Raw genomic sequence first — 18,903 nt, forward strand, 5'->3', positions numbered from 1 at the left:
CCCGGTAATTGCCGGGGATTTTTCATTATAGCTTTTTAAGCTTATTTTCCTGCAGCATCATTAGGTGTTTCATCTTTTGCCTCGATGTCTTTTTTGTTCTTTACATACTTTTCCAGCCATTGATCCTGTTCCCATAACACGTGTAGCACAGATTCTTTAGCGCTGTAGCCATGACTTTCTTTTGGCAGCATTACCAGTCTCGCCGTAGCTCCAAGTCCTTTAAGCGCGTTGAAGTAACGTTCACTTTGCATAGGATAGGTACCAGAATTATTATCTGCTTCTCCATGTATAAGCAGTAAAGGAGTTTTCATTTTATCTGTATGCATAAATGGTGACATCCTGTAATACACATCTGGAGCTTCCCAGTAACTTCTTTCCTCACTTTGGAAACCGAATGGAGTCAGGGTCCTGTTGTAAGCACCGCTTCGCGCTATTCCGGCTGCAAAAAGATCTGAATGCGATAAAAGATTTGCGGTCATGAAGGCGCCATAGCTGTGTCCACCAACGGCAACACGATCGCGGTCAACATATCCCATTTCATCTACTGCATCTATCGCCGCCTTGGCATTAGATACTAATTGTTTTCTAAAGCTGTCATTAGGCTCTTCATCTCCCTCCCCAACAATTGGAAAAGAAGCGTCATCAAGAACTACGTAGCCTCGGTTTACCCAGTAAATAGGTGACCCGTAATAAGGATAGGTGAAATCATTGGCATTCGAGGTATTTTGGGATGCCGAATTTTTATCCTTGAACTCACGTGGATATGCCCACATGAACATTGGAAGCTTTTCTGGATTCTCTTTATCATAACCTGCAGGTAGATAAAGTGTGGCATTCAACTCAAGTCCATCTTCTCTTTTATAAGTGATCACTTCCTTGCTTACATCTTCCAGACTTTTAAATGGATTTTCAAATGTAGTGATCTGGGTTAAGCCGTCTTTTGAATTGATATTCCTGATAAAATAATTCGGATATTCTTTAGAGGACTCTATACGCACAAGGATCTCTCCTTTTTTCATATCCAGGGCTTCTACTAAAGTTTCCTTTTTATTCTTGAATTCAGACTGATAAAGTCTTTTGGTAGTACCATCTTCAAGATCTATTTTGTCTACAAAAGGGAATTGACCTTCTTCGGTATAACCTGATCCTAAAAGGAAGGCTTTTTCCCCATCCAGGTTAAGAACGCTTTTACCAAATTTATTCTTTTTAGTTACGAAGCTTCCGGGGTCACTGTAAACATCCTGGTAATTCCTGTCGAAAATGATCTCGGGTTTTTTAGATGCATTAGATGGATCAAAAACATAGGTTTTCGTATTTCTAGTATTCCACCAGTAATCTGAGGCAATAGCTGTATTCTTATCTCCCCATAAAATTCTGCTACCTCTGTTTTTTACCTTAATTAAGGATCTACCGTCGTCGTTAAATGGAGCTTCTATCTGGAAATATTCATCTCTGTATTCAGCTTCAACTTCAGGATCTCCTCTATCAAGCGCTTTTACATAAACCAAAGTTGCCGGTTGATCATCACGCCAGGTGAAATCCCTTTTTCCTTCACGCTCTGCCATAAAACCTTTTGGAAGATCTTCAATTAAAGGAACTTCATTGATCTTATTTACAAGTTTACCAGCGGCATCATAAATATTGGTTTCTGAAGGAAACCTGTAATAAGGCACCAGGTATGAGAACGGCTTTTTGATATTGGTGATCATCACATAATTTCCGTCAGGTGAAAAGGAGATGTCACTATACATTTTTGGAGCCATCCATTTGGTGGTTTTTCCATCCAGGCTAACTTTTACAAGTTCAGATCTGGCAAGCTGTTCAAAATTGTATTCGTCATTTGGGTTTTTCAACAGATCCTGGTAAGTTCTGTTTTGAGCTTCTTTACCATCACTTACCGATACGGTTGGTCCTGTAGGTACAGAAGTTTCAGTATCGATTAGTTTTTTTCTGTCAGATGGAAGCATGGTAACCAGCAGTGCAGAATTGTCTCTGAACCAGTTCACGGTGCTTCTCATATTTGCATTCAGCCTGGCTTCAGTAAGCTTTTTTGCAGTTGCTGCTTCCACATCCAGAACCCAAAGTTCAACACCTTCATTGGTGGTATGGGTGAAAGCGATCATTGATTCATCTGGTGACCAGGTAAAATTTGTAAGACGTGGAGATTCAGGTAGTCCCGTAACATCTTTAGGGGTAGTCCCACTCACGGTTTTCACCTTAAGATCATTATAATATCTGGCTCTACTATTAATATTAGTAACAGGATTGATGCGTAGACCGCCCAATCTCATTTCTTCCTCACTTAATTCTGCAATACTCTTGAATTGATCCCGGTAAAGAAAGACCATCATTTCTGCATCACTGTCTATAATTGTAGCAGGAGCAAGAGGTACGTCAATTAGATCAAGGATTTCTTTGGGTGGTTTTTGATAATCCAGGTTCTCCTGGGCGACTAATCCTGAAACAAACAGGAATACAGCCGAAAGGCAAATAAAAACTCGGTTCATAAAATAAATTTTAATTCAAACTTTAAGGATAGCAAAAACGGAATCAATGTTAATGTTTGTTATATTGCGAGCCCGTTTTTTTACAATTTGCTTAAATTTAATAAGAATAATTTTTAATATCATAATTATCGTCCATGTATCAGACAAAAATTGCAGGATTAGGAAAATATGTTCCGGAAAACGTTGTCACAAATGATGACCTATCCAAAATGATGGAGACTAATGACGAATGGATCACTGAACGTACAGGAATTAAGGAAAGAAGACATATAAAAAAAGGTGACGGCAATTCTACAGCCGTTATGGGTGTAAAAGCCGCCAAGATAGCCATAGAACGCGCGGGAATTTCAAAAGATGATATAGACCTTATCGTTTTTGCAACCCTGAGTCCAGATTATTATTTCCCTGGATGTGGTGTTCAGGTTCAGGAAATGCTGGAAATAGACACTTGCCCGGCATTGGATGTACGTAACCAGTGTAGTGGTTTTATCTACGGTATGTCTGTAGCAGATCAGTTCATTAAAACAGGAATGTATAAGAATGTTTTGTTGATAGGTAGTGAGAACCATAGTGGAGGTCTTGATTTTACAACCAGGGGACGTTCGGTTTCTGTGATCTTTGGAGATGGAGCAGGAGCAGCCGTTCTTACCAGGAGCGATCATAACGGTGAGGGCATTCTGTCTACGCACCTGCATTCTGAAGGTAAACATGCTTTAGAACTTTCTTTGAAAGGACCAAGTACAGAGCATTGGGTGCCAGAGATCATTGCCGAGAATCCACAGGGAGATGATATACCATATTACCCTTATATGAACGGACAGTTTGTATTTAAAAATGCTATTCAGCGTTTTTCAGAAGTTATAAATGAAGGATTGCAGGCCAATGGGCTCGAAGTGTCAGATATAGATATGCTTATCCCGCACCAGGCAAACCTGAGGATCTCCCAGTTTGTTCAGCAGAAATTCAAGCTTAAGGATGACCAGGTTTATAATAATATACAGAGATACGGAAATACCACCGCGGCTTCTATCCCGATCGCTTTAACTGAAGCATGGGAAGAAGGAAAGATCAAGGAAGGAGATATCGTGGTGCTTGCCGCTTTTGGTAGTGGGTTCACCTGGGGGAGTGCGATCATTAAATGGTAGCAGACCGCTTGAAAGATTTTTATATAAAATAAAAACTCCCGGTTCGCCGGGAGTTTTTGATTTTATTATTTATACGCCTTTATAATATTTCCAAAGATCATAGATCCCAAATCCTATAAAACCCACCGCGAGCAAAATTCCGAATGCGTCTGTTTCGCCCATCTGCAGTTTTTGATAGAGTCTGAAACTTCCATAGCCAAGAAATAATATTCCCAGGATGAGGTTCCATTTATTTCTTTGTACTCCGGGATCGCCGGTATTTAGCTCTTCGTTATTCATTATCGAAATCTTTTGGGAAGGTTTCCTTGGCGATCTTTACAGCCAGGTCATATTCCTTTTCCAGAACGAACAGCAATACCTGCCCAGGTAAGCCTCCACCAAAACCAGCTCTTAGCCCTGAGTCAAAATCATTTCGAACCCTCGAGTGTATCCCTTCTTTTTCGAATAATTCCTGTAAATACTGTACGTTGGTTTCCGGGCCAGTATAGACCCTTTTATAACTGATATCCTCACTCATTATTTAAAGTTTATCCCTCTAAATTACGAATTAGGAAGCTGCTATTTTAACAATTTAGACTGAAATTAACTTTCTAGGCATTGTAGAACTTGCTGTTCCAGATCTCTGTACTGAAGTTTTTACCCATTTTAAAGCCATAGAATATAGCCAGGCCTGCAAACCACTTGAATATGAAGAAGAAGATCATAAAGAACTCCGTTGTAGATTGCTGCTGGCTGAACATACCATTTGGAACCAGCAATGCAGTTAAAAAACTGATGGCAAGAAGCAGAAGTATAAAGTTTTCAAGAGTTTTGAAAGGCCACATCAGCATTTTTCGAAATGGATGTAGGTCGTTACCCCATTTATGCACCAGGTAGTAGTAATCATTCCCAATAGGAGCAAATAGTAATGGATCATCTGCATTCTCCAGTTTAAAGAGTTTAGAGGGAGCTACGATCTTGAAACCTCTGAGGGTGGTTTGATGAGCTCTTTCTAATTGCTTTATTTCCATAAGGGCCTCATAAGGAACCTCAGATTTAAAATATTTTGAATCCAGAAATCGCAATCTATAATCCACACATATTTCGTAGATGTCTGAAAGGTGGAAGATCCTGTTGGTTTCCAGAAGGTCTGCATCAAAATCATTGTGATCTATGCCATCTCCCTGCTTGATCTCCTTAAGAACAGCTTTATCTTTCTTTTCTGCTTCCGCGAGAATAAGATTAACCTGATTCAGAATTTGTTCTTCTGTGGATCTTTTGTTTCGAACTTTAAGGAGTTGGTGTTCTACGTTGGTGCGGGGAAATCTCAGCTTCATTTTCTTTTTCTTTAGCAACACTAAATTAGACAATTATGCTTAGAATAACAATCGCAATACTCTTAAAATGAAGCTGTAAGAAGGGTTTTTTGACTTACACAGATGTTAATTCTATACTAATTGGGGTGATTTTAAAAACCGTCTAATAGGCTTCATCGTAATTTTCTATATAAATAATTAAACCTTGTATTATGAAAAAGCTAAAATTTTTTACCCTGCTAAGTTTGTTTCTTATTTTGGGAACGGCAGCAATTGGTCAGAATGTAAAAATGGTAGGAGGAGCAGAGATGTATTCTTCTAAAAATATCGTGGAGAACGCGGTTAATTCGAATGATCACACCACTTTAGTTGCGGCAGTTAAAGCTGCAGGACTGGTAGACGTACTTTCCAGTGAGGGCCCGTTTACCGTGTTCGCTCCAACCAATTCAGCTTTCGAAGCTTTACCAGCCGGAACTGTTGAAACTCTGTTGAAAGAAGAGAATCAGAAAAAATTACAGGCAGTATTGACCTACCACGTACTAGCCGGAGATTATGAAGCGGCAGATATTGTTGCTGCGATCAAAAAAGGTAATGGAAAAGCCACCTTTACTACCGTTAATGGAGCAGAAGTTTCTGCAATGTTAGATGGTGATAAAGTAAAATTGAAAGATGCAAACGGAAATGTAGCGACGGTAACAGTTGCTGATGTGGACCAGTCTAATGGAGTGATCCATGTTATAGATACTGTGATTTTACCGTAGGTAGAAGCAAATTTTAAACAGATTTTATGAAAAGCGGCTTATGGCTGCTTTTTCTAGTTAAATAAACGTCAAATAACCTAAGGTTTTTTTCTAGTCTGTTACTTTCGGGTTACTTTAAAAAAAAGAAAAAATTATTACTATGAGATTTTTAAAATTCAATTCTTTAATTATTCTGGCCAGTATCTTATTGGCTTCATGTGGATCCAGCGGACCAACGGCCAAGGATGATCTTAAGAAATTAAAATCATACGAGTCTTATGCTTATCTACCTAACAAGGATACCATTATAGATCGTGATTTTAATAATGAGGAGATTCAAACCACTATTGTTGAAACCATAAATGCCAATATGCGTGAAAATGGTTTTGTACTGGATCGCAAAAGTCCCGATGTCCTGGTGCATTATCATGCCATGTTCGATGAGAAAATCGCGGTAAATGCAAACCCGGTATATACTAATTATGCCTATTACCGTCCTGGATATTACGTTGGACCTTATTACCAGGATTTCATGTATGATAATTACTTCACCGTTCAGCGATTAAACGGCCCCAGAGTAGATCAGGTGCCATATCGTGAAAGAACAGTGGTTATAGACCTTATAGATAGAAGGACCAATGAGATCCTCTGGAGAGGAACTTCCAATGAAACTATTAGTACACGAAGAATGGACAGGGAAATAAGAGAGTATATAGATGAGATCTTTAAAGATCAATTCTAGTTTTTTCCAGGTAACCGAAAAAAAAACCGTGTGATTGTTCACACGGTTTTTTTATTTATCTCAATTCAGCTTTGAGTTCTTTTTCGAATCTATGCTGAAGTTTATTCATCATTTTGTCAACCTGTTTATCGGTAAGTGTTTTATGTTCATCCTGGAACACAAAGCTAACGGCGTAACTTTTCTTGCCTTCAGGTAGGTTCTTGCCCTGGTACACATCAAAAAGGTTAACGCTGGTAAGCATTTTCTTTTCGGTTTGTCTGGCGATCAGCTCGATTTCCTCATAAGTAACCGTTTCATCCAGTAACAAAGCAAAATCTCTCCTAACACTTGGATATTTCGGGATAGAGGTGAAGCTGGTCTTCTGCTCCTTGGTCATTTCTATCACTTCGTCCCAGTTGAAATCTGCATAGATCACTTCCTGGTCGATATCCATTTTTTTAAGAATAGATTTCTTTACCACTCCAAACTCAACAAGTTTAGCCTTTTTACCACTCAGTTGTAAACCTTCAGAAAATATATCGCTTTTCGCAGACTTAACTTTAAGATCTTTAATGCCTAGTTTTTCAAAAATAGAATTGATCACTCCTTTTAAATAAAAGAAGTTTCCGTTTCCGGCAGCAGCATTCCAGCTTTCAGCAGTCTTTTCACCGGTTATGAATAAACTTAAATGTTTATTTTCTTCTCTTCCACTTACGTAAGAATGATATGTTTTACCAAATTCAAAGATCCTGATATTGCTTCGCTTTCTATTGATATTGTAGCTGATTGCTTCCAGGCCAGAGAAAAGCATGGTCTGTCTTAAAACAGAAAGATCCTGGCTTAAAGGATTAAGCATTTCTACCTGGTACTCATCTTTAAGCTCTTCACTTAATTTATTGTAGTTCGCGGTTGTTAGTGAATTTGCCATGGTTTCATAGAAGCCCTGACCAATTAATTGTCCCGCGATTAGATTCTGGATCTTGTAATCTTCGAATTTAGAAGAGTTCGCCACAGAAAGGCTCAACTTATCTCCAAATTTTATATTGTTATATCCATAAACCCTTAGTATCTCTTCGATCACATCAGATTCACGCTGAACGTCTACCCGAAAGGACGGAATGGTAAGTCCCATACCGGTTTCGGTTACGTTGTTCACCCTAATATCCAGGGATGCAAGGATAGATTTAATAGTTTCCTCCTCCAGGTTCTCCCCGATAAGTTTATTTACTTTTTCAAAGGTTAGGAATACCTGGAAATCCTCTATCTTCTTGAAATAAAGATCATCGATATCGCTGGTGATCTCTCCTCCAGAGATCTCAGAGATCAATAAAGCAGCTCTTTTTAAAGCGTATTCAACAGAATTAATATCTATGCCTCTTTCAAATCTGAACGATGCATCGGTGTTTATCGCATGTCTTTTAGCGGTCTTACGTACACTCACCGGATTAAAATAGGCGCTTTCAAGAAATACCTGAGTAGTAGCCTCGGTCACTCCGCTGCCAATCCCGCCAAAAACTCCGGCTATACAAAGCGGTTTTTCAGCATCACAGATCATAAGATCTTCTTCATGAAGTTCTCTTTCCACCTCATCTAAAGTGGTGAATTTTGTTCCAGCCTTTAAGGTCTTTACATTGATCTCATTACCGGCGATCTTTCCGGCATCGAAAGCGTGAAGTGGTTGTCCCAACTCGTGCATTACGAAATTGGTAGCATCTACCACGTTATTCTTTGGAGTAAGGCCAATGGCTTTTAATCTATTCTGAAGCCATTTTGGAGACTCCCCAACTTTTACTTTAGATAAAGTAACTCCGCAATATCTTGGAGCAAGGTTAGAATCATCTACCTTGATCTGTATCTTTAAACTGCGATTATCAACATGAAAACTGCTTACTGAAGGAGTAATTAGCTCCAGGTTCTTTCCCAGTTGCTGGTAGCCAGCCTTCAGGTCCCTGGCAACACCCCAGTGACTCATCGCATCGGCACGGTTTGGCGTAAGGCCTATTTCAAAAACCTCGTCATTTTCAACTTCAAAAATTTCAGCGACGGGAGTACCGGGAACAAGTTCATTATCCATTACCATAATACCTTCATGGCTTTCTCCCAGGCCTAGTTCTTTTTCTGAACAGATCATTCCATAACTTACTTCCCCACGGATCTTTCCTTTTTTGATCTCCCAGCTTTCGCCTTTTTCGTCATATAGTACTGTTCCTATAGTTGCTACCGGAACTTTCTGGCCTGCATCAATATTCGGAGCTCCGCAAACGATCTGTACCTCTTCACCATTACCAATATTTACCTTGGTTAACTGAAGCCTGTCTGCATTAGGGTGAGCTTCGCAACTAAGCACGTGTCCAACCACAATCCCATTTAATCCGCCTTTTACACTCTGGAAGCTGGTTATTCCTTCCACTTCAAGACCTAGATCTGTTAGTAATTCGCCAGTTTTTTCAGCGTTTTCAGGTAGTTTAATGAACTGTTGCAGCCAGTTATATGAAATCTTCATGAATAATCTTTTTCAGGCAGCAAAGATAGTATTACGAATGGTTTTGTCATAATCTGAAAAATAATTTTGTGAGAACCTTTTGGAATAAAAAGAGAGGTGAATTCACCTCTCTAATTTTGATCTGTAAATTATTCTATTTAATTCTTTTTCGTAAGGTTCATGGTTCTAACTTTCTCCCACTCACCGTCTGTTGAAGCATAGGTGGTCCATTCCACTTTATTCGTTTTTTTTACGATATCGTGTTTCATGGTAACCTCTTCATCGTCATTGTTGGTATAACTTTCAGTCAATTCCAGATGGTTTGGATCCAGCTCCTTGATCTTCATTTTTGAATTATAGATACCGGTTGGCTGATTTCTTCGCATAAAAGCAACGTCGAATTCATCCTCATTAGGATCATAAACCATTATTCTCTTACAGCATGGTTTGTTGCCAGGATCATTATGGTCTACGATCATTATAGACCCCTCGTCACTATAGGAAATGCTATTTGAACTTACAGAACTATTGGTTTCCTCTCCCTTGCTATAGGTTTTGGTTTCATTTTCCCAGTTGCCCACCAGGAAGTTCATCTGTTTATCCTTGTTCTCCAACATGGCCATTTTTACTTTTCCAGCCTCGATTACCAATTGATTCTCTTCAGTATCTTTTTCTGAAGCCATCTTCATCGACTTTTCGATATACTTCTTGGCCTCATCTTTTTTACCCATTTCCATGAGTACATCTGAATATGAGTCATAAGGATTAGCCTCATTTGGATATTCTTCGATCTGGGCTTGTAAAAGCATTTCTGCAGCTTTTAGGTCCTTGTCATCCTGCATTAATCGGTAGGCCAGCACGTTCAAAGGCTCGGCCATACCTTCATATTCCTTGTTGGTATTGTTTTCATTATATACCTTAAGTACTTCTTTCGCACCTTTTTGCTTATAAGTTTTATAAAGCTGATCTGCCATTATCTGGCCCTCGTTCTGAGCCAGTAGGGAAGTTGAGAAGCATAGTAGCATGATACTAATGCTCCATCTAAGTTTGATAATTGCTCGCATAATTTTCATTTATTAAAGTTTGATTAATTGTTCCGAATTATTCTAGTAGGTGAAAAATATGGAGCAAACAGCTAAGTAGGAATTATGTTTTAAAATCAGGGGAAGTGACTTAAAGATAAGTAAAAAGATCTTATCCTATTATTTAAATAATTGAAGGGGAGTTGTTTATAATGTTAAAAGAAGAGGGCAGGTGAGTTAACTGCCCTCTTCTTTAATATAAAACAGATTTAATTTTTCTTTTTCATGACACGATGAGCGACTTTCTTTTCGCCTTCATCTGTAATGTCATAAACTATCCAATTTGCTTCGTTGCCATTTCTATCAATGACGTGTCTTGTTTTGGATATTTTACCGTTTTCTTCCATGGTTTCCATCAATTCAAGCTTATTGGTGCTATATTCCTCGATCTTCATATCGGCAGTTTGAACACCATTCAGCGTCATGTTATTTACCCTGACTACATCGTAAGTGTTGTCCATAGCATCATAAGCGATTAATTGTGTTCCTTCCCAGCCTTCATCCTCGTTACTCATGGTCATTACCATGGCAGAATTCATTTTACTAGGCATAAAACTAACGTCATCTGTAAATCTTAATTCTTTTTCACCCTTATCGTTAAAGCCATAGCCTTCAACCTTCCAGTCGCCGGCAAGGAAACTAAAAACCTTATTTAGTCCCTTCAATTTTGCCAGTTTAGATTTTGATGCCAGTTTAAGGTTGTTGTTAAAATCATTGTCCTCTGCACCTTCCAGGAGACTCAGGGATTTTTCTAACTGCACCTTAGCTTCGTCTTCATTTCCTTTTTCTATCAAGGCATCGGCATAGGAATCATAAGGATTCGGCTCATTTGGATGTTCCTCGATCTGTGCCTTGAATACTATGGCTGCAGCATCGGCATCGTTTTCTGTGTTCAGCAATCTATACCCCAGTACATTCAATGGTTCCTGTAGACCGTGATATTCAGAGTCCTCAGGCATTTTTTTGTACATGGCGACAGCAGCATCGATCCCATTGGATTTATATTCCTGATGAAGCTTGTCTATCATTTCGTTATTGGCTTCTCCATTTTGCGCGCTAAGCGAAAAGCAGAAGATCATGAAAATACTGAAAATCGTTCCTTTAATTGTGTTACTTAAATTCATCTTCTTTAGATTAAATGGTTATTAAATCAACAGTTATAGAAGTTGCCTTAACGGCGTTTTCTAAATTTCTTAAAACTGGGGCATTAAAGATTTAACCTCGAAGATTACTTGGGGAATTGAGGTTTTGGTAAGTATTGAGATTTTATCGGATCAACTAAAGATAATTAAATTTCTTAATATGCTGAAATTCAGAATATAAAAAAGGGCCGAAGCCCTTTGAACAATAGATATTTAACCTTAATTAATTACAACTTTGTTTGAGAATTGGTGTGTTTTCATTCCTTTTGGAGTCTCCATTCACCTTAAAATCTGTCCATACATTACTATTCGGGCTATTCCCGCTGCAATTTTTTTCTAAGGTTACGGTCCAGGAATATTCAACACATTTTTCCAGATCCATGATTTTCCGTTCTGGTTGGCCATTTCCATCCCAGCCTTCCAGGCCTGATACTTCTACAGATTGAGCAAAAGTAAATACCACCAGGGCATCATCCATATCCTCGGCAGGAGTGTAGAAGAATGTATATTCACTTTCTCCATTTACGGTATAGGAGAAACTTTCTTCGCAACCGCAGTTTTCTATTGTAAGATTTCTTTCTATAAAGCCTCCGCTTCCAATTTTATATCTGAATAAATAAGTTCCTTCTTCCTCAAAAGTCCAGCTGTCGCAAACACTGGTTCCTCCTTCGCCTTTGAAAATCTGTTGAAATCCGTCATCGTCATCAGATTGCGGATCATCTCCATAAACATATAGTTGAAGCTGAACTTGCGTATCCTTATTTTTTGGTCCGGCGGTTGCCTGTGGAAAAGAAAAACAGAAATCTGCAGGAACTCCCATACAAATCACTTCATCATAATCAAACAATTCTGGAATAACCTCTTCCTCAACTGAAGGTTTTGCATCTGCCGTGATTAATGGCCCGGTCTCAAGAGTATCTGTACTACAGGCATATAAAATGCCAAGACCGAAAATAAAATATAGAAATTTCTTCATAATTAGTTGGTTTTTAAAAAATTAGGAAGATTAATTTACACAAATGGGGGATTTCCCCTATTGTTTGTTTCAGTTTTTCGATAACTGAAAGTAATTTATCGACGAGTAGCGTAAGTCACTGTAATTAAGTGTATTGACTAGCTGATGTAATTCCAGATAGTTTTGTTCTTTACAAGTCTGGAGTAGGCATTTTTTACAACAAGGTTTTTCTCTTCAGATAGATTTGGATCTTCTTTTAAGATCCTGGTAGCGTAATATCTGGCAGATTGAAGTATGGAATTATCTTTAACGATATCAGCTATTTTGAGATTAAGCACACCGCTTTGCTGGGTTCCCATCAAGTCTCCGGGTCCCCTAAGTTTAAGATCTACCTCGGCGATCTCGAAACCATCATTTGTAGTGGTCATGGTTTCAAGCCTGGTTTTACTGTCATTAGATAATTTATGTCCCGTCATCAGGATACAGAAACTTTGTTCGGCACCACGACCAACACGTCCGCGTAGCTGGTGTAACTGTGAAAGTCCGAATCTTTCGGCACTTTCAATGATCATCACACTGGCATTAGGAACGTTTACACCAACTTCAATAACCGTGGTGGCAACCATGATCTGGGTTTCAGCCCGTACGAATCGGTCCATCTCGTAATCTTTATCTGCGGGTTTCATTTGCCCATGGACTATTGAGATCTGGAAATCTGGAAATTCTCTGGTGATACTTTCGTAGCCATCCATAAGGTCTTTATAATCCATTTTTTCAGATTCCTGAATTAACGGGTAAACCACGTAAACCTGCCTGCCTTTTTTGATCTCATCTCTAATAAAAGCAAAGACCTTAAGCCGGTTACTATCAAATCTGTGTACCGTTTTCACCGGTTTTCTTCCAGGGGGCAATTCATCTATGACCGAAATATCCAGGTCACCATAAAGACTCATCGCAAGGGTTCTAGGTATTGGAGTTGCGGTCATTACCAGCACATGCGGCGGGATATGATTTTTCCTCCAGAGTTTTGCCCTTTGAGCCACCCCGAATCTATGTTGCTCGTCTATTACTGCCAGCCCAAGATTATGGAATTTTACTTTGTCTTCTAAAAGCGCATGAGTACCAATTAAAATATCAATTTCACCGGCTTCAAGCTTTTCGTGGATCTCTCTTCTTTTGGCAGTTTTGGTAGAACCGGTAAGAAGGTAAATGCTTACATCTATTTCTTCGCAAAGTTCCTTTAGTCCATTATAGTGCTGGATGCTGAGAATTTCTGTGGGAGCCATTAAACATGCCTGAAAACCATTGTCCAGAGCAATGAGCATGGACATGAGTGCTACAATGGTTTTTCCAGAACCAACATCACCCTGCAGTAACCTGTTCATTTGCGCGCCACTGCCCATATCACCCCTTATCTCTTTGATCACTCTTTTTTGTGCATTAGTAAGGTCAAAGGGTAGATTATGCTGGTAGAAATCATTAAAATATTCCCCGATCTGTTCAAAATTGAATCCTTTGATCTTCTGCTTATGCAGCATATTTTTTCTGATGAGCTGTAGCTGGATAAAGAACAACTCTTCAAATTTTAACCTGAACTGGGCTTTTGCCAGTAATTCCTGGTTTTTCGGAAAATGAATATTGAAAAGCGCCTCTGCTTTCGAGATAAGTTTAAGCTCCTCAATAAGTTGTGTTGAAAGACTTTCAGAAAACTTCAGACCAGTTTGCTGAAGCACTTCCTGCATCAGCTTCATAATAACCCGGTTGGTAATCCCTTTTTTCAGCAACATTTCAGTAGAAGGATATACCGGTTGCATGGCTGTTCTAAGATTCTTTTTATAATCTGCGACCAGCTCCATCTCGGGATGTGGCATACTGAAAACCCCGTTATACCAATTCGTTTTTCCGAAGATCACATAAGGGACATTCAGCTTAAGGTTTTCCCTGATCCATTTATGTCCTCTAAACCAGATCAATTCCATTTTTCCTGTATCGTCTACGAAATCTGCCACCAGTCTTTTTCCTCTTTTTTGCTCCACCATTTTCATGTGAACGATCTTTCCCACGATCTGAACTTCAGAGGAATTCCGTTGCAACTGATTTATCTTGTAAAAGCCTGTTTTATCGATATACCGGTTGGGAAAGAAATTGATGAGGTCCCGGTAAGACTGAATATTGAGTTCTTTCTTAAGAACATCGGCCCTGTTCGGGCCAACTCCTTTTAAATACTCAATGGGGGTCTGCAGCAGATTCTGGATCATAAAAACGAAGATATTAAAACAGTTTGATTTTTCGGGATGGGCTTTTATGAGAAGATGTTTAAACTTCAATTTTTATGCTTACAACGTTCAAATTTGTATTTTGCGGTAGTTATTCCCAATAATTACATGCGAAAATACCTGATCTTCCTATTTTCATTTTGTTCGGTTGTTTTAATGGCTCAGGAACAAAATCTTTCCCAAACCGGATATTTTGATTTTAAAACCGTTAATGCTCATGTCAGGATTCAGCCTTTAGAAAAAGCTGTTTCTGGCAAGGTGAGTTATACTTTCGAAGTTCTGGTGCAGCAGGATAGCCTTTACATCGATGGTAGAAATATGCAGTTTACCGATGTTAGTCTGAACGGAGAGGCTGTAAAATTTTCGTCAGATGAAAAAGGGATCTATATACTTTCAGAATTTCTGCCTTCAGAAAATAACCTTCTAGAATTGAATTATTCCGCAAAGCCGACAACCGGGATGTATTTTATCAACTGGGAATTTCCTGAAATCGATGACGCTCAAAAACAGGTTTGGACGCAGGGCCAGGGAAAATATACTTCTAACTGGTTGCCTAGTTTTGACGACATGGAAGAAAAAGCTGAATTTGATCTCAGCTTTGAATTTCCTTCAAAATTTCAGCTTATTTCCAACGGGGAATTAAAGAATACAGAAAATATAAATGACTCTACCAGGCTCTGGCAATTTGATATGGAGAAGCCTATAAGCAGTTACCTTGTTGCTGTCGCTGCAGGGAAATATGATTTTAAAAAGGTGCAATCTGAAACCGGAGATCTTATAAGACTTTATTATAAACCCGAGGATTCTCTAAAAGTAGAGCCTACCTACAGGTATTCCCGTGAGATATTCAACTTTCTGGAAAACGAGATCGGTTTAGCTTACCCGTGGCAAAAATATGACCAGATCCCAGTGCAGGATTTTCTTTATGGCGGAATGGAAAATACCGGCACCACCATTTTTTCAGGTTCTTTTATGACAGATTCTACCGGATTCAAGGATAGAAATTATGTAAACGTAAATGCTCATGAACTGGCTCACCAGTGGTTTGGTAACCTGGTGACTGAAGTTTCTAGTAAACATCACTGGCTTCACGAAGGTTTTGCTACTTATTATGCTCTTTTAGCTGAAAAAGAAATTTTTGGAGAGGATTATTACTATTGGAAATTATACGAATCTGCGGAGCAGCTCAAAGCATTGAGCGATTCAGGGAAAGGAGAATCCTTGCTAAATCCAAAAGCCAGTTCTCTTACCTTTTATCAGAAAGGAGCCTGGGCACTGCATATTTTGAGAGAAAGGGTAGGGGATGAAGCTTTTAGACAGGGCGTAAAGAATTATTTAGAACTTTATAGTTTTAAAAATGTGACGACAGATAATTTGCTGGCAGAAATGGAAGCTGCATCTGGACAGGATCTGTCTCAATTCAAAGCTGATTGGCTGGAACAGTCCGCGTTCAAAGCTACCCAATCTTTAGAATCCCTGAAGAAATCAGAATTCATTATCAATTACCTCAATATTGCTGCCCTTAGGGAAACCTCTTTAGATCAGAAATATGAATATCTGGAGAAGGCTTTAAGTTTTCCGGTAAACGATTACATTGGCCAGGAAGCGGTGCTTCAACTAGCTGGTCTACAATCTCAACAGGCAATCAATCTTTATAAAAAAGCATTTGAATCTAATAATATTTTCGTTCGTCAGGCCATATCTTCAAGCATGGATGTTATTCCGAATGACCTAAAAGCAGAATTTGAATCCCTGCTGGATGATGAATCATATCTTACCATAGAAGCAGCTTTATTCAGGTTATGGGAGCAGTTCCCCGCAGATCGTACAGCATATTTGGATCAAACCCGGGATTTGGTTGGTTTTTATAACAAGAATATTCGAATGCTTTGGTTAACTTTAAATCTGGTGACTCCAGATTATGAGACAGAACTCAATCAGCAATATTATGAAGAACTGGCCGATTACACAGATATATGGAGGCCATTCAAGGTAAGGGAGAATGCTTTTAGTTATTTATTTCAGCTGGGAGCATTTAACAAATCGAGTTTACAGAGTCTAATAAAAGGAACCGGACATCATACTTACAGTTTTCGAAATTACTGCAGGCAGTTGCTTTCAGAGCTTTTGAAAAATGAACAATATCGCAAAGAATTGATAGAACTGTCTGGGAATATGGCAGAAGAAGAAACAGCTTATTTGAGATCTAAAATCACGGGCTAATATGCGTGCACTGGTAATTTCGGGAGGAGGTAGTAAGGGCGCCTTTGCGGGCGGTGTTGCTCAATATCTTACCGAGGTACTTAAAAGAGATTATGATCTTTTTATTGGCACTTCAACTGGTAGCCTGCTTATGTCGCACATGGCTCTTCATAAAGCTGATAAGGTAAAAGAGGTTTTTACTTCGGTGAATCAGGCTAGTATTTTTAGCAGTCGGCCATTCTATATTAATAAAAAGCACGGGCACGAAACCATTTCTATCAATCACTTTAATGTCATCAGGAATTTTCTAAAGGGGAAGAAGACATTTGGCGAAAGTTATAATCTTAAAAATCTCCTGGCAGATACGTTTACCAGAGAAGAGTTTGAAGAATTGAAATCTGGCGAAAAAGATATAGTCGCCACGGTTTCCAATATTTCACTGAATGAAGTTGAATATAAATCCATAAAAGATTATGAATATGAAGAGTTTATCGAGTGGATATGGATCTCCTGCAATTATACTCCATTTATGAGCCTGGTGAAGAAGAATGGCTGTGAATATGCTGATGGCGGACTTGGATCTATGGTGCCTATAGAAGAGGCCATAAAAAGAGGAGCGACAGAAGTTGATGCGATCATTTTACAAACCGAAGTCACCTATTTTAACCGGATGCCTTCTAAAAATGTATTTTCCTTGATCACGAATTTGTTTGCCTTTATGTTAGACCGTATTGAAAAGCAGAATATCAGGATTGGAAAATTTGCCGCTAATAATAAGGACGCTATTCTTAATATTTATTATACCCCTACTGTACTTACTACGAATTCTCTTATTTTTGATGAACAACAGATGAAGGCATGGTGGGAAAGCGGATATGAATTCGCGAAATACAGAAATGAAGAGTTGAACCAAATTGAACCTTAATGCGTGCATTGGTAATATCTGGAGGAGGGAGTAAAGGAGCTTTCGCCGGCGGCGTTGCTCAGTATCTTATCCAGGAACAAAAGAAAAGTTACGATCTTTTTTTAGGGACTTCTACCGGAAGTTTATTAATTCCCCATCTTGCCGCTGGGAATATTCAAAAGATCTATGATATCTATACAAGCGTAACCCAAAGGAAGATCTTTAGTGTAAATCCTTTCGTGGTTAAGAAGAAAGACGGCCGGGAATATGTAACGATCAATTACCTCAACACCGTCTGGCAGTTTATAAGGTCCCGAAGAACCTTTGGTGAGAGTAAAGCACTTAAAAGGAATATTCGTAAGAATTTCTCACGCCAGGATTTCATTGAACTCAAGAGAAAGGTGAAGGATGTTGTGGTGACAGTTTCCAATCTTTCCAAGAACAGGGTAGAGTATAAGTCTATACATGAATTTGAATACGATGATTTTTGTGACTGGATCTGGATTAGTTGCAACTATATTCCATTTATGAGTCTGGCGCAAAAAGATGGTTTTGAATACGCCGATGGAGGGTTGGGTTGCGTGGTACCTATCAGGGAAGCTATTAAACGTGGAGCCACAGAGGTGGATGCGATCATCCTGGAAGCTGAAAATATGGAGTACAATAAGATCCTGGGGAAAAATCCATTTTCCCTGATGGTAAACTTATTTGGGTTTCTTCTCGACCAGGTAGAGTATCATGATATCGTAGAAGGTAAACTAGCTGCGATGAACAAAAAAGTAAAGCTGAACATCTACTATACCCCAACCAAACTAACTGAAAACTCTTTGGTTTTTAATAAAAAGGCGATGACCGAGTGGTGGCAGCAAGGATATGAATATGCCGAGAAAAAAGAACTGGAGAAGAAAGCTGCGAAATCATCGTGGTTTAAGCTAGGCTTCTAACTTCTTTCTTGATATAGCTTAATGCAGCATCGGTTGGAGGCTGCTTTTCCATTAAATTCCTTAGAATTATATCCCGTAATTCGTCGGTATTGGTTACGCTTTCCTTTCCCGCAGCGTTTCTAATCAGAGTAATGGTCGCGTTCTTGGCCGTTTTTATATAATCCCAGCATTCGTTACTCACGTATATTTGCTGGGCAAGATTGTGTTCAAATTCTTGTTCTATATTGGCGATCAAAAGAGAAGCATACATTTCTGCGTCTCCAGAAGTAGGTTTTACCCTGAAAAGGATCTTGCCGGGGGAAATTCTTTCTAATAAAAGCGTTAGTCTTTCATAGGCCTGCAATCTAATGGGAAGAGAGGTTTTCTGCTTTTCCCGAAGCATTATAAATCGCCTTCTGTTTTCTTCATTTTTCGAAAACGTATTGAAAAAGTAAAAAGATATTAATCCTACTACCACTGCCGGCAGGATAGCGTATAGAAAATTCAGGATCTCTGTTTCGTTCATTAT

Annotated in this window: 16 protein-coding genes; 6 read left to right on the forward strand and 10 right to left on the reverse strand. The window is 39.0% G+C overall.

Annotation, left to right across the window (positions count from 1 at the left end):
• Window positions 1-41 precede the first annotated feature (41 nt).
• Window positions 42-2,507: a S9 family peptidase gene (locus C8P64_RS13500; RefSeq protein ID WP_108172603.1), complete on the reverse strand. Its 2,466-nt coding sequence runs from the start codon at window positions 2,505-2,507 to the stop codon at window positions 42-44.
• 134 nt (window positions 2,508-2,641) lie between these two features.
• Between C8P64_RS13500 and C8P64_RS13505 the strand changes: the two genes are divergently transcribed.
• Window positions 2,642-3,652, forward strand: a complete 1,011-nt coding sequence (locus tag C8P64_RS13505) for a 3-oxoacyl-ACP synthase III family protein (RefSeq protein ID WP_108172604.1) — start codon at window positions 2,642-2,644, stop codon at window positions 3,650-3,652.
• A 69-nt stretch (window positions 3,653-3,721) separates the two neighbouring features.
• Here C8P64_RS13505 and C8P64_RS13510 read toward each other — a convergent pair whose 3' ends face one another.
• From C8P64_RS13510 to C8P64_RS13520, 3 genes are all read right to left on the reverse strand, one after another.
• Window positions 3,722-3,931, reverse strand: coding sequence for a hypothetical protein (locus C8P64_RS13510; protein WP_108172605.1), 210 nt, complete (start codon window positions 3,929-3,931; stop codon window positions 3,722-3,724).
• The gene (locus C8P64_RS13515) at window positions 3,924-4,169 is read right to left on the reverse strand and encodes a putative signal transducing protein (protein WP_108172606.1); all 246 of its coding nucleotides are present in this window, start codon (window positions 4,167-4,169) and stop codon (window positions 3,924-3,926) included. Before C8P64_RS13515 ends, C8P64_RS13510 begins: the two co-directional genes overlap by 8 nt.
• A gap of 73 nt (window positions 4,170-4,242) precedes the next feature.
• The gene (locus C8P64_RS13520) at window positions 4,243-4,968 is read right to left on the reverse strand and encodes a hypothetical protein (protein WP_108172607.1); all 726 of its coding nucleotides are present in this window, start codon (window positions 4,966-4,968) and stop codon (window positions 4,243-4,245) included.
• 191 nt (window positions 4,969-5,159) lie between these two features.
• Here C8P64_RS13520 and C8P64_RS13525 point away from each other — a divergent pair, with 191 nt between their 5' ends.
• Both C8P64_RS13525 and C8P64_RS13530 read left to right on the forward strand, forming a co-directional pair.
• Window positions 5,160-5,708, forward strand: a complete 549-nt coding sequence (locus tag C8P64_RS13525) for a fasciclin domain-containing protein (RefSeq protein ID WP_108172608.1) — start codon at window positions 5,160-5,162, stop codon at window positions 5,706-5,708.
• Window positions 5,709-5,847: 139 nt separating this feature from the next.
• A complete protein-coding gene (locus tag C8P64_RS13530; protein ID WP_108172609.1) occupies window positions 5,848-6,429 on the forward strand; it encodes a DUF4136 domain-containing protein in 582 nt (193 codons plus the stop codon).
• Between the two features lie 55 nt (window positions 6,430-6,484).
• On the opposite strand, the gene pheT is transcribed toward C8P64_RS13530, so the two are convergent.
• The 5 genes from pheT to recG form a co-directional block, all read right to left on the reverse strand.
• Complete coding sequence (pheT, locus tag C8P64_RS13535; RefSeq protein ID WP_108172610.1) at window positions 6,485-8,911, reverse strand: phenylalanine--tRNA ligase subunit beta; 2,427 nt, start codon at window positions 8,909-8,911, stop codon at window positions 6,485-6,487.
• A 137-nt stretch (window positions 8,912-9,048) separates the two neighbouring features.
• On the reverse strand, window positions 9,049-9,954 hold the full coding sequence (locus tag C8P64_RS13540) for a tetratricopeptide repeat protein (RefSeq protein WP_146167225.1): 906 nt from the start codon (window positions 9,952-9,954) through the stop codon (window positions 9,049-9,051).
• A 227-nt stretch (window positions 9,955-10,181) separates the two neighbouring features.
• A complete protein-coding gene (locus C8P64_RS13545; protein ID WP_108172612.1) occupies window positions 10,182-11,096 on the reverse strand; it encodes a tetratricopeptide repeat protein in 915 nt (304 codons plus the stop codon).
• A 241-nt stretch (window positions 11,097-11,337) separates the two neighbouring features.
• Window positions 11,338-12,090, reverse strand: a complete 753-nt coding sequence (locus C8P64_RS13550) for a hypothetical protein (protein ID WP_108172613.1) — start codon at window positions 12,088-12,090, stop codon at window positions 11,338-11,340.
• A 137-nt stretch (window positions 12,091-12,227) separates the two neighbouring features.
• Window positions 12,228-14,327: an ATP-dependent DNA helicase RecG gene (recG, locus tag C8P64_RS13555; protein ID WP_108172961.1), complete on the reverse strand. Its 2,100-nt coding sequence runs from the start codon at window positions 14,325-14,327 to the stop codon at window positions 12,228-12,230.
• A 126-nt stretch (window positions 14,328-14,453) separates the two neighbouring features.
• Between recG and C8P64_RS13560 the strand changes: the two genes are divergently transcribed.
• From C8P64_RS13560 to C8P64_RS13570, 3 genes are read left to right on the forward strand one after another with little or no spacing between them, the layout of a single operon-like run.
• Window positions 14,454-16,568 carry a M1 family metallopeptidase gene (locus tag C8P64_RS13560; RefSeq protein WP_170106664.1) on the forward strand — a complete coding sequence of 705 codons (2,115 nt, stop codon included), beginning with the start codon at window positions 14,454-14,456 and terminating at the stop codon, window positions 16,566-16,568.
• A gap of 1 nt (window position 16,569) precedes the next feature.
• The gene (locus C8P64_RS13565) at window positions 16,570-17,472 is read left to right on the forward strand and encodes a patatin-like phospholipase family protein (RefSeq protein ID WP_108172615.1); all 903 of its coding nucleotides are present in this window, start codon (window positions 16,570-16,572) and stop codon (window positions 17,470-17,472) included.
• Complete coding sequence (locus C8P64_RS13570) at window positions 17,472-18,395, forward strand: patatin-like phospholipase family protein (RefSeq protein WP_108172616.1); 924 nt, start codon at window positions 17,472-17,474, stop codon at window positions 18,393-18,395. Before C8P64_RS13565 ends, C8P64_RS13570 begins: the two co-directional genes overlap by 1 nt.
• Here C8P64_RS13570 and C8P64_RS13575 read toward each other — a convergent pair.
• Complete coding sequence (locus C8P64_RS13575; RefSeq protein WP_108172617.1) at window positions 18,379-18,900, reverse strand: DUF7935 family protein; 522 nt, start codon at window positions 18,898-18,900, stop codon at window positions 18,379-18,381. The genes C8P64_RS13570 and C8P64_RS13575 overlap by 17 nt on opposite strands.
• Window positions 18,901-18,903 lie beyond the last annotated feature (3 nt).

Source organism: Christiangramia gaetbulicola (assembly GCF_003054225.1).
Lineage (GTDB): Bacteria > Bacteroidota > Bacteroidia > Flavobacteriales > Flavobacteriaceae > Christiangramia > Christiangramia gaetbulicola.